9 protein-coding genes are annotated in these 12613 nt (G+C 68.3%); 4 read left to right on the top strand and 5 right to left on the bottom strand.

Annotated elements, in window-relative coordinates; all coding sequences use genetic code 11:
* Positions 1-22 precede the first annotated feature (22 nt).
* The 5 genes from ASE43_RS13880 to ASE43_RS21885 form a co-directional block, all read right to left on the bottom strand.
* Positions 23-259 (bottom strand): ACT domain-containing protein, encoded by a 237-nt coding sequence (locus ASE43_RS13880; protein WP_056180214.1) that lies wholly within the window; start codon positions 257-259, stop codon positions 23-25.
* Positions 243-1991: an acetolactate synthase 2 catalytic subunit gene (gene ilvG / locus ASE43_RS13875; RefSeq protein WP_057160893.1), complete on the bottom strand. Its 1749-nt coding sequence runs from the start codon at positions 1989-1991 to the stop codon at positions 243-245. Before ilvG ends, ASE43_RS13880 begins: the two co-directional genes overlap by 17 nt.
* Positions 1991-3022, bottom strand: coding sequence for a ketol-acid reductoisomerase (ilvC, locus tag ASE43_RS13870; RefSeq protein ID WP_057160892.1), 1032 nt, complete (start codon positions 3020-3022; stop codon positions 1991-1993). Before ilvC ends, ilvG begins: the two co-directional genes overlap by 1 nt.
* A gap of 52 nt (positions 3023-3074) precedes the next feature.
* Positions 3075-4808 carry a dihydroxy-acid dehydratase gene (locus tag ASE43_RS13865; RefSeq protein ID WP_057160891.1) on the bottom strand — a complete coding sequence of 578 codons (1734 nt, stop codon included), beginning with the start codon at positions 4806-4808 and terminating at the stop codon, positions 3075-3077.
* 116 nt (positions 4809-4924) lie between these two features.
* Positions 4925-5089 (bottom strand): hypothetical protein, encoded by a 165-nt coding sequence (locus ASE43_RS21885; RefSeq protein WP_157499933.1) that lies wholly within the window; start codon positions 5087-5089, stop codon positions 4925-4927.
* A gap of 452 nt (positions 5090-5541) precedes the next feature.
* On the opposite strand from ASE43_RS21885, the gene ASE43_RS13860 reads away from it, so the two are divergent.
* The 4 genes from ASE43_RS13860 (at position 5542) to ASE43_RS13845 (ending at position 12604) form a co-directional block, all read left to right on the top strand.
* Positions 5542-7656: a S8 family peptidase gene (locus tag ASE43_RS13860; protein ID WP_056180197.1), complete on the top strand. Its 2115-nt coding sequence runs from the start codon at positions 5542-5544 to the stop codon at positions 7654-7656.
* Positions 7657-8460: 804 nt separating this feature from the next.
* Entirely contained in the window at positions 8461-11319 is a 2859-nt protein-coding gene (locus tag ASE43_RS13855; RefSeq protein ID WP_057160890.1) for a DUF11 domain-containing protein, read from the top strand.
* Between the two features lie 403 nt (positions 11320-11722).
* Positions 11723-12199, top strand: a complete 477-nt coding sequence (locus tag ASE43_RS13850) for a hypothetical protein (protein ID WP_056180192.1) — start codon at positions 11723-11725, stop codon at positions 12197-12199.
* 84 nt (positions 12200-12283) lie between these two features.
* A complete protein-coding gene (locus ASE43_RS13845; RefSeq protein WP_057160889.1) occupies positions 12284-12604 on the top strand; it encodes a hypothetical protein in 321 nt (106 codons plus the stop codon).
* The last annotated feature ends 9 nt before the right edge of the window (positions 12605-12613 follow it).

Here is a 12613-nt window from a genome sequence, read left to right as displayed (position 1 = left end):
GGGTTCTGCGAGGGATTCGCACTCAAGTACATGGAGACACCTCGACGGCAAGACAGTCGTAGAGCTTGGCGAGTTGGCTCTGCAGGGCGGTGTCGGCGCGTTCGCCTTCCACCGTCATGCGCAGGTGCCAGCGATCGCCGTCGGGTTGCGCTTCGCCGTCCACCGACAGGGGACGGAAACCGCGCCGTTCGGCGGCGCCCAATACGCGAGCCAGCGCGCCCTCGGCCTGGCGCAGGGTCAGTTCAAGCTGGTATCGCATGGGCATCCTCCTTGTCGGTGGCGGGGGTGGGAGAGGCGGCCGCCGCGATCGCGTCGGCCTCGGGGTCCAGCATTTCGGCATTGCTGCGGTTGGGCGGCACCAGCGGCCAGACGTTGGCTTCCTGATCGATCGCCACATGCAGCAGCGCCGGGCCCTCGCAGGCCAGCATCGCGGCCAGCGCGTCCTCGACCGCATCGGCGCGTTCGACATGGAACGCCGCCACGCCGAAGGCCGCGGCGATCGCGCAGAAGTCCGGGTTGTCGGACAGGTCGATCTCGGAATAGCGGCGTTCGAAGAACAGCTCCTGCCATTGCCGCACCATGCCCAGGGCCTGGTTGTCGAGCAGCACGATCTTCACCGGCAGGCGATAGCGTGCGACGGTGGCCAGCTCCTGCACGTTCATCAGGAACGAGCCGTCGCCGCTCACGCAGATCACGCGCGCCGACGGATCCTGCATCTGCGCGCCGATCGCGGCCGGCAGGCCGAAGCCCATCGCGCCCAGCGCGCCGCTGGTCAGGTGCTTGCGCGGATCGTCGAAGCGCCAGTGCTGGGCCACCCACATCTGGTGCTGGCCGACGTCGCAGGTCACCACCGCGTCGGGGGCCAGGTCGGACAGGCGCCGCAGCAGCGCCGGTGCGTACACGGTCTCGCCGGGCGCGTCGTAGCGCGGGGCGCAATCGCGCTTGCGTTGCAGGCAGGTGTCGCGCCAGGCGCGCCGTGCGCCGCCGTTGCGGCCCTGGGTCTGGGCGGTGCAGGCCGGCGTCAGCGCTTCCAGCGAACGGCGCAGATCGCCGTTGACCGCGGCATCGGCGTGGCGCAGCTTGCCGATCTCGGCCGGGTCCAGGTCCAGATGGACCACACGCGCGTTCGGCGCGAACTCGGCCAGTTTGCCGGTGGCGCGATCGTCGAAGCGCGCGCCGACCACGATCAGCAGATCGCATTCCTGCACCGACAGATTGGCGGCGCGGTTGCCGTGCATGCCCAGCATGCCCAGGTTCAACAGGTGCTCGGCCGGCAGCGCGCCCAGTCCCTTCAGCGTCAGCACGGCCGGGATCTGGCTGCCTTCGACGAAGTCGCGGAATGCGCGCACCGCGTCGCCCAGGGCGATGCCGCCGCCGCCGTAGACCAGCGGCTTGCGCGCATGCGCGATCAGCGCCGCGGCCTCGTGATAGGCCGCGTCCGGTGCGCTCGGCAGCGCATCGGTGGGCAGCGGCACGTGCGCGGACAGATGCGCGGCGTCGGCGTTCTGCACGTCCTTGGGCAGGTCGATCAGCACCGGGCCCGGTCGCCCGGAGCGCGCCAGGCGGAAGGCTTCGCCTACCATGCGCGGCAGATCGTCGACGCTGCGCACCAGGAAGCTGTGCTTGACGATGGGCAGGGTCATGCCGAACACGTCCAGTTCCTGAAATGCGTCGGTGCCCATCAGCGACGTCGCGACCTGGCCGGTGATCGCGACCATCGGCACCGAGTCCAGCATTGCGTCGGCGATGCCGGTGACCAGGTTGGACGCGCCAGGACCGGAGGTCGCCACGCATACGCCGACTCGCCCGCTGGCACGGGCATAGCCGTTGGCAGCGAAAGCGGCGCCTTGCTCGTGGCGGACCAGCACATGCTTGAGGTCCGACCCGTGCAGGGCGTCGTAGAAAGGCATGATGGTGCCGCCCGGATAACCGAACAGCGTGTCCACGCCTTCTGCGGCCAGCGCTTGCGCCAGCCAGCGGGCACCGTTCATCACGCAGCCTCTTCCTGTCGTTCGCCGCGCGTGGCGGCGGGGGCGGGAGCGGCCGGCTGCGCTTTCGGCGCGGTGTCCAGCCACTTCATGTTGGCGCGCAGCTTCTTGCCGACCGCTTCGATCGGGTGATCCAGATCGGCCTGCTTGAGCGCCTTGTAGTTGGCGTTGCCGGAGGCGTACTCGGCGATCCATTGGCGGGCGAAGGTGCCGTCCTGGATTTCCTTGAGCACGCGGCGCATCTGCGCTCGGGTGTCCTCGTCGACCACGTAGGGCCCGCGGGTGAGCGCACCGTACTGCGCGGTTTCGCTGATGAACTCGTGCATGCGGGTCACGCCGCCTTCGTAGAACAGATCGACGATCAGCTTCAGCTCGTGCAGGCATTCGTAGTAGGCGACTTCCGGCTGGTAGCCGGCTTCGACCAGGGTTTCCCAGCCGGCCTGGACCAGCTTGGTCGCGCCGCCGCAGAGCACGGCCTGCTCGCCAAACAGATCGGTCTCGGTCTCTTCCTTGAACGTGGTCTTGATCGCGTTCTGGCGCGCGCCGCCGATGCCGGCGCAGTAGGTCAGCGCGAACTCCTCGGCGCGGCCGCTGGTGTCCTGATGCACGGCGTAGACGCTGGGCACGCCGCGGCCGATTTCGTATTCGCGCCGCACCAGCGCGCCCGGGCCCTTGGGCGCCACGAGTACGACGTCGAGGTCCGCGCGCGGCGCGATCTGGGCGTAGTGGACATTGAAACCGTGCGCGAACAGCAGGCAGGCGCCCTGGGCGATGTTGGGCTCGATCACCTCACGATAGAGCTGGGCCTGGACCATGTCCGGCGTGAGCACGGCGACCAGCTCGGCGCCGGCCACCGCCTCGGCGGGCGACTTGACGGTGAAGCCGTCGGCCTTGGCCTTGAGCTCGGTCGGGCCGCCCGGGCGCAGACCGACGGTGACGTCGAAGCCGGAGTCGCGCAGGTTGAGCGCGTGGGCGCGGCCCTGGCTGCCGTAGCCGACGATGGCGATCTTGGGACGGAAGGTCGTAGCGGTCATGTCTGTGATCTCTGAGCGAGGAGTGAGCGGAGGGGAGTGGGGAGCGAGCGGTTCAAGCGAGTTCGGTGTTGGGGTGTTCGATGAGGGCGGCGTCGATGCGTTTGCTCGGCGGCGACTGCAGCGGACCGGGCGCGGTGACCGCGCCTTGCGAGGCCGAGCCGACCAGCAGCGCGTACTTGGCGAGCACGCCGGTGGTCACGCGCGGGGCGATGCGCGAGGGCTCGCGTGCGGTCAGATCGGCGGCGACGTTCAAGCGGCGCGTGCGCACGTCGATGCTCACGCGGTCGCCTTCGCGCAGACGCGCGATCGGGCCGCCGTGCGCGGCTTCCGGCGAGATGTGTCCGACCATGAAGCCGTGGGTGGCGCCGCTGAAGCGGCCGTCGGTGATCAGGGCGACGTCGTTGCTCAGGCCCTGTCCGACCAGGGCCGCGGTCACCGCCAGCATTTCGCGCATGCCGGGGCCGCCGGCCGGGCCTTCGAAGCGGATCACCACCACGTCGCCGGCCTGGATGCGACGCGACTGCACGGCAGCGAACGCATCCTCTTCCGAGTCGAACACCCGCGCCGGGCCTTCGAAATGCTCGCGGCCGTGACCGGCCAGCTTGAGGATGCAGCCCTCCGGCGCGAGATCGCCGTACAGCACCGAGTAGCCGCCGCGCGGCTTGATCGGGTCGGACACCGGGCGCACCACGTCCTGCTGGTCGGCCATGCAGGCGTCGGCCAGCTCCTGGAAAAAGGAACGGCCGGTGACCGTCGGAATATCCTCGATCAAGCCGGCCGCTTTGAGTTCGCGCGCCACCAGTGCCGCTCCGCCGAATTCGTACATCTCCGCGGCGGTGTAGCGACCGCCCGGTTTCAGGTCGGCGATCACCGGCGTATGCGCGGCGGCTTCGAATTCCTCCAGGTCGAAGGGCACACCGGCTTCGTGCGCGATCGCCAGCAGGTGCAGCGCGGCATTGGTGGAGCCGGCGGTGGCCGAGACCGCGCGCGCGGCATTGCGCAGCGCGGAGGGAGAGAGGAGCGCGCGCGGTCTCGGTCCGCCTTTACGCAGTTGCTGCATGACCAGCTCGCCGCAGTTGCGCGCGGCCTCGGCCTTGTCGGCATGGATCGCCGGAATGTCGTTCAAGCCCAGCGGCGACAGGCCCAGGAAGGTCAGCACCATCGCCATGGTGTTGGCGGTGAACTGGCCGCCGCAGGCGCCGGCGCCGGGGCAGGCGTGCGACTCGATGCGGTGCAGCTCGGCGTCGTCGATGCGGCCGGCCGAATGCGCGCCGACGGCTTCGAACACGTCCTGCACGGTCAGCGGCTTGTCGTCGGCCTCGCCCTGCTTGGACGGGCAGTGGCCCGGCATGATGGTGCCGCCATAGAGGATCACGGTCGGGATATCCAGGCGCGCCGCCGCCATCGCCGCGGCCGGGATGGTCTTGTCGCAGCCCACCAGCAGCACCATCGCGTCCAGGCAATGCCCGGACACCGCCAGTTCGATCGAGTCGGCGATGGTTTCGCGCGAGGCCAGCGAGGCGCGCATGCCGTCGGTGCCCATGGCGATGCCGTCGGTGACGGCGATGGTGTTGAACTCGATCGGCGTGCCGCCGTTGTCGACCACGCCGCGGCGCACGTGCTGGGCCAGATCGCGCAGGGTGATGTTGCAAGGCGAAACGTCGGACCAGGTGTGGACCACGGCGACCAGCGGTCTGGCGATGGCCGCGTCGTCGAGACCGGTCGCGCGCAGCATCGCGCGTGCGGGGGCTCGGGCCGGGCCTTGCTTGATGGCGTTGCTTCTCACGGAAAAACGTTCCTGCAGTCGTAGTCGACAAGGAACCCGAGGCCTCAGAAACGAAAAACCCCGCGCCTTTTGGGCGCGGGGTTCAGGTTCTTTCGACCTTGGGTTGTGTGGTTTTGCTACACGAACCCGACTCCCGCGCTGGTAAGCGAGGTAATAAGTACGAGGACGAGAATAATCGTGGCGATCGCGGGTGCGAGACGCAGCGAAACGCGCGCGGCGTCGTTCGAGGCCGTGGCGGCCTTGAGCGACGTCGTCTGCGAGTGGTTGTTGCGCTGCGTCATGAGGACGAGAAAAGCATGCCGATTCGCACCTTGTCAACCGTTTTTTAGGTTTCATGCGAAACCGTCATAAGACGCTCGAGGCCGGGCGCTGCGATTCAGGCGGGGCCCCTGATCGGATCTGAGATGGCCGTCGCACTCGACGCTACGCCGTGGCCGGCGGCGGCCTGAATCCACGTCTGCATCGGCGCACCATCCTTAGGTCCGCATCGGGTCCGATGCGGACTGCGCCTGCAGGGACGCTGGGCAAGGTGCCTGTCGTGCGCACGACCGATACGCATCTCGCGCCGCGCCGCGCTGTCCAGGGAGGACACAGCATGAATCCGAATTCCATCCATCCATCCATCGCCCGCCGGTGCAGGAAGCGCCTCGGCTTGGGATGGCGAGCTAGCGTTTTACTCGTCGCGCTGGCGGCGGCGGGCACGGCCAGTGCGCAAGAGACTTTCAGGAAGGCGATGACCTGGACGGTGCTCGCGCAGAACGGTGGCCAGGTGCGCGTGGGCGCGGACGCCTTGTCGAACGCGTACGCGGGCGACACTCAGATCGATACCGAGTTGCCGATACTGTGCGCCTACATCGATGGTCGCGGCTCGTTCAACGCAACGGCCTACGACTACCGGCAAGCGCAGATGGTGAGCGAGCCGGGCGACCCCGGTGCGCCCGGCACGCCCATCTACGAACTTCCGCTGCCCCCTGACGATCCCCCGCCCGGCAACGCATACAGCTTTTCCGAAGGTTGGTTGCAAGGCGAGGTGCGTCTGACGCCGTCCATCCACGGCGTGGCGCTGATATCGCGAGAGCGCGGCGACGAAATCTGCGCCGATACCTTCGATCCCGGTTGGCGGATGGCCGAATTCCACGACGGCCGCTATGGCCCTTACTTCGAGTACCGCGGCGGTTGGACCTATTGGGCCGACGGCAATTTGCCCGCCGGCGCGCGCTTTTGGACCGCGATCGACGATCAGCCGGCCAACCCGTGGAACTCGGCCGGCGAGATCCCGGCCGTGCAGGTGCCCAAGTTCATGCCGTCCGAGGCGCCGGTGCCGGACCAGTACGTGGTGATGTTCAGCGAGGAGACGCCCGAGGCCGATGTCGAGCCGCTCTCGCAGGCGCTGCTCAGCAGCTACGGCGGCACGGTCATCAACGTGTTCCCGTCGGTACAGGGGTTCTCGTTCACCGGCAGTCAGTCCCAGGCCCTGGCGATGAGCGCCGATAGCCGCGTGGAGTCGGTCGAACAGGACACCTACGGCGAGCCGGCCGAGTATTGGCATCGCGATCGCATCGACCAGCGTTACCGCCCTTACAACAACAGCTACCTGCCCGGTAACGACGGCTCGGGGGTGAACATCTACGTGCTCGACACCGGCTTCCGTCGCTCGCACGAGCAGTTCGGCGGACGCGCCAGCCAGCAGGCCGACTTCATCCGCTTCCTGGGTTCGCGCGACGATTGCAACGGCCACGGTACCTCGGTCGCCAGCGCCGCCGGCGGCAGCACCGTGGGCGTGGCGCCGGGCGCCAATCTGATCTCGATACGCATCGCCGGCTGCGGCGGCACCGCTTACAACCCGCTGACGTCGCTCACCACCTCGACCATCGTCGCCGGCCTGGACTGGGTCGCGCGGCATCATGTCAAGCCGGCGGTGGCCAATGTCAGTTACGGCTCGTCGCCCGGTTTCTGGCGGCGCTGGTTCAACTGGCGGACGCCGCAGGACCGCGCGGTGCGACGCGCCGTGCAGGCGGGCGTGACCGTGGTGGTGTCGGCCGGCAACGAAAACAAGAACGCCAACCGCTCCACGCCCGCGCGTGCGCCCGAAGCGATTTCGGTCAGCTCCACCGATTACAGCGATATGCGCGCGAGCTTCGGCAACTACGGCAAAGTGGATATGTTCGCTCCGGGCGTAAGCCTGCTGCTGGCCGATCTGGGCAGCGACAACGGCTACCGATACGGCAGCGGCACGTCCTACTCCGCCCCCATGGTCGCCGGCGCGGCCGCGCTCTATCTGCACGATCACCCTTGGGCCAGTCCGGCCGAGGTCCGCAACGCGCTGCAGAACTCGGCGACCCCGGGCGTCGTCGGCAATCCGGGGCCGGGTTCGGCGAACCGCCTGCTGTTCGTCGGATCGGCCGGCGGCAGTGCCACGCATGCCGGTCTCACCTGGAGCGTGGGTACGCAAAGCGGCAATCTGAATCACATCGGCGTGCATCCCAACAGCAATCCCTACGATGGCGACACGCCGGCCTCGGCGACGCTGCCGCTGCTGTGCATCGCCGTCGACGGCAGCGCGATGCCGGGCGGCTTGTCGCTGAGCTACTCCAGCGGCTGGGCACGCGGAAGAATCGCCGCGACGCCGCCGGTCTCCGGAACCCAGCTCAGCAGCCGCGCGACGGCCAATGCCATGTGCGCATCCGCGTTCGGTGCCGGATGGCGGATGGCGGAGTTCCACGATGGCCGCTACGGCCCCGGTCTGGCCTATCCCACCGGCTGGTCGTTCTGGGCTTACGGCACGCTGCCCGTGGGCACCCGCGTCTGGATCGCGATCGACGACCAGCGCGCCAATCCCTGGGACTGACGGGTTCGGGGCGCCGCCGCGCGCGGCGCTCCCGAATCGATGCGGCATGACCGCATCGCCGGCGATGGACGCCATTTACGGGCGTCCGTCGCCGATGCCGGGCGTCGCGGCGGCCGCACAGGGCCGCGACGCCCCCGGACGGGTTTGCCGACGACAAGGCGGCGGCACCGATCAAGGCGTCTTGAAGCTATGGACGCAATAGAGCGGCGGGCGCTGGCCCTGGCTGCTGATGCAGTCGGAAGCGAGCCGCAGTGATCGGCGACTGCGTGGATCCCGCCTTCCGTTCCCGCCTGAGGTCGTCCGACCAAGCCAAGAATCCCGGTCGATCCCGCGCCCGCCTCGGCGCCGCGCCAGCCACCGAATATCCGCCCTACAAGCGCATGAATTGCGTATCTATTGCGGGCGAATCGCGTGTGCATCTGATTGATTAAGCGCGTTTTTAGTGCATTTCATGCGGGTTGTTAGTGCGCAAGACTTGCCCCCATCCAAGCGCTCCCCTGGTCTTCTGTGACTGGGTTGTAATTTTTCTGTGACTAACAATTAGTTTCCTATAGGATATTTATCGTCCTGTTGAGGTGCGCCGGGCCGGGCTGCGGGAATGGGCTCCGCGCACGCCGCGCCGCGGGTGCCGTCGGTGAGGTTTCGAGCGCGCACAGGACAAGGGGAAATCCGGTCGGGGACCTGCGGCGGCATGCGCACGGAAGGGTCCGCAGCCGGTTCGTGCGAAACGAAGGGCGATCGAATCGAGGCCTGCGGCGCTGCCTGGCGCTTCGCGCCGATGCGCAGGAAGGGGATAGGCGTCTGATGGAGCGAGTGCAGCGGTGGTTGGACGGCCTGTTGGTGTTGGCGTGCCTGGCTTGGGTATCGAACGTCGGCGCGCAAACGACGGTGCGCTATCAGCAGGTGCTGAAGGGCGGCGCCGCGATGATCGGCAACGCGCACTACCTGCGCTCGTCCGACTTCGGCAATCCGATCGTGGTCAACGACGTCGATGGCGACGCGAGCACCGCGATCTCGTCCTCGGCGGATCTGATCCTGCCGTCCGGCTCGACCATCATGTACGCCTATCTGACCGTGCAGACGGGTTATCAGACCAGTCAGGGCATCGGGCCGATGACCAGCGTCAAGTTCCGCGTGCCCGGCGGCAGCTATACCACCCTGACCAGCGCCTCGGCGCAATTCCTGCAGGCGCGCACCACCACCGAAGCGGCCAGCGGCGGCACCCGCTTCTATCGCCAGATCATGTTCAACGTGACCAGCCTGATGCCGGCCAACGGCTACGTCAGCAATGCCGGCGGCAGTCCGCTGGCGCGCTACTTCGTCGCCGACCCGGCGCCGGGCTTCACCGCGGCAGGCATCGGCGACGCCGCGCGCAGCCGCCTCGGCGGCTGGTCGCTGATCGTGGTCTACCGCCACGCCAACGCGCTGCCGCGCTCGATCACGGTCGCAGACAACTGGCAGTTCTTCGGCTCCGGCGCCTTGTCGATCGATACCGACGTGCCGAACGTGCAGTTGCCCAATGGCGGCACGGTCACCGCCACCGTCGGCGTGGCCGCCACCTACGGCGATCCGTCGGGGACCACGGGCGGCTTCACCTGCGGCAACTGCGACGACTTCCTGTCGTTCGGCATCGCCGGCGGCACGCTCACCGATCTGAGCGACCCGGTGCGCAACGTCACCAGCGATGCGCTCAACTCCACCATCGGCTGGGCCGCGGGCAACGACGTCAGCACCGACGGCGGCCCGGCGATCTCGGGCAGCTATGCCGCGCGCAACCCGGCCACGGGCTTCACGCCCTCCACCTACACCACCGTCGGCACCTGGGGATCGGCGGACTACGACTCCGACATCTTCAACGCCAGCGGCCTGCTGCCCGCCGACGGCTCCATCCGCACCCTGCGCTTCCGGCAGCGCAGCCTCGGCAACGATTGGCTGGTCAGCGGCTCCTACTTCGTGTCGGTGGAAACCGGCACCGCCGCGCTGCGCAAGTCGCTGACGCCGGCCGCGATCGTCGATGGCGGCGTCGGCACCTACACCTTCACCTTGGACAACACCTCGCCGACCTCGGTGAACCTGACCGGGGTCGGGTTCACCGACAACCTGCCCAGCAGCCTGCGCGTGGCCAACCCGGCGGCGATCGCCAACACCTGCGGCGGCACGGTGACGGCCGCGTCCGGCGCGACCGCGATCGTGGCCAGCGGCATCACCTTGAACGCGGGCGTTTCCTGCACGATCAGCGTCAACGTCACCAACGTGCCGGGGCAGACCAATACCAGTTGCGCGGCCAACCCCGCCGCCTTCACCAACAGCACGATCAACATCACCGGCACCACCAGCGCGCTGTTTCCGGACTTCAATCCGGTCTGCCTGGTGGTGCAGCCGGCGGCGACGATCGTCGTCGTCAAGGACGCGGTGCCCAACGACGCCCAGGACTTCGCGTTCACCGCGACCGGCACCGGTTTGAGCGCCTTCAGCCTGGACGACGACGGCGACGCCACGCTGTCGAACACGCGCAACTTCACCGGCCTGGCCGCCGGCAGCTATACGATCACCGAAACCGCGGTAGCCGGGTGGGTGCTGACCGGCCTGGTCTGCAGCGATCCCACCGGCAACAGCAGTGGCAACACCGGCACCCGCGTCGCGACCATCGATGTCGCCGCCGGCGAGACCGTGACTTGCACCTATACCAACACCAAGCGGGCGCAGTTCCGACTGGCCAAGACCTGGGACGTGAACAGCGCGGTCGGCGACGTGGCTACGATCGCCGCGACCACGGGTCTGGCCAACAACACCGCCGCCTTCAATTCGCCGGCCACCGCCGCCATGCAGGGCGCGGCCGTCGGGGTGCTGGTCGGCGAGACCGCGAGCCTGCCGGCCGAAACCATGACCCCGGCCGGCGCGCTGGCCAATTACCTCACCTCGCTGACCTGCGACAACGGCGTGGTGCCGTCGGGGGCGAACGGCCAGGCGGCCAATACGGTGCAGATCCCGGGCAATCTCGCGGTCGATACCCTGATCACCTGCACCTACACCAACACGCGCAGGACGACGACGCTGCAGCTGCGCAAGCAATGGTCGGGCGCGGCGGTGGGCGACGACGCTACCGTAACGCTGACCCGCGCCGGTGCCGGCATCGATAGCCTGGCGTCGGATGCGGGCAGCGCCGGCGAGCTCGATAGCGATGCCACACCGACGACGGTGTTCGCCGGCGAGACGGTGGTCGTCGCCGAAAGCCTGGCCGGCGCCAATGCCGGCGCCTACAACGGCAGCCTGGCCTGCACCGGAAGCGCGGACGCCAATCCGAACGACGGCATCACCGTGGCTGCGGCCGACACGGCGATCGTCTGCACCTACACCAATACGCGCCGATCGGCGGACCTCTCGATCGCGAAGACCAATGGCGCCAGCCTGCTCACGGCCGGCAGCACGACCACCTATACCGTGACCGTTCGCAATCAGGGGCCGGATGCCGCGCACGGTGCGGTGGTGCGCGATACGCCGGGCGCGCAGTTGAGCGGATGCACGGTGATCGCTTGCGCGCCGATCGGCGCCGCGGCCTGTCCTGCCACGCCCGCGAATCTGCTCGCCGTCGGAGGCGCCGCAGTGCCGACCCTGCCGAATGCCAGCGGCGTGGTCTTCACTTTGCAGTGCACGGTGCTGTGAGCGCCTGAGCCTCGTTATCCGGCGAAGCCGCGGCGCTTGCGCCGACAAGGCGCAGCAGCGCTGCGCGCGTTGGCTGGGCAGCCCGGTCTTGGCGTACCGGATGACGTTCGCGCGCGTGTGGCGACGGGTGCGCAGGCGCCGGCGGTCGTCCAGGTGTTGCAAGACGGCACCGGTTCGGCGACTGGCCGCCGCAAAGCCGCGATCGGGCGTTGACCCCGCGTCACGAGGTCGCCGACCATGGGTGGACATCGCGTCTCGGGCTTCGATCGCGATGGATGGCTGCGAATTCCGGCGTTTTGCGGCAAGTGGCCGGCACCTGGCCGGCCGTACAATAGCGGCCGGACCCCTCGCGCAAAGGTCCGCTTGCCCGGCGAGCGGGCTTGCACTCAACGACTACCCTGGCATGCCGCAACTCTCAGCTCCCACCGAATCGGTACTAAAGCAAGCCATCGATATCGTCGGCCAGGAGGGCGTCAGCGAGGATGAGATCGAGCGGCGGGTCGCGGCGCTGGTGGAAGAGCCCATGCTCGCCCGGCGTGTGATCGACTGGCTGCCCGAGGTGTTCGGGCTGGTCCTGGTCTCGCACATGGACGGCGTCGAACTGCCGACCACCTTCAGCGCGCGCGATCGGCGCGGTCGCTGGCATCGGTTCGAGTTCGAAATCGAGCCCGTCTTCAAGAGCGCCTTGGTGCTGGCGGTGGAGATGTATCACGCCGGTCCCCGTCGCGGCTTCGGCGCGGTGGCGCTGCGCAGCTCGGTGGTGGCCGCGGCCAGCCAGGCCTTGCGCGAGAACGGCACCCTGGAGGGCGCGGACCTTACCGGACCTGCGCTGGCTGGAATACCGGCCGAGCTGTACGCGAGCGCGGCAGCTCGGAAGTAGCAGGTTCCTGGCCACGCCTTGACGGTGCCGTCGATCCGAGTCCAATCTGGATCGCATCGATTCCTGGGGGCAGCGAGAGGCGCGATGCCGGATACCGTGAACTTGTCCTGGGGACGTTTCGCACTGGCGATCGGCGTGCTCAACGGCGTGCCGTTGTTGCTGGCGCTAACGGGGAATGGGCTGGATTCCAGTCTCATGATCGTATGGCTGGTAGCGATCTCGCTCTCCATTTTCTTCGCCTTCGGCTGGGCCCGCCTGCGACGGGAGAATGCCGTCAGTCCGCTTTCCGCTTTCGACAAAGACCGTTTCAAGCGTGTGCTCATAGGCCCGCCGGTTCCCGCCATCGTGTGGTTCGCCGCCACGATGGCGGTGGCGATCGGCCTGGCGGTCATGACCGCCCTGTAGCGGCAGCCG

The organism is Lysobacter sp. Root983 (assembly GCF_001429345.1).
Lineage (GTDB): Bacteria > Pseudomonadota > Gammaproteobacteria > Xanthomonadales > Xanthomonadaceae > Lysobacter.
This window is presented reverse-complemented; position numbering and strand designations above follow the sequence as displayed.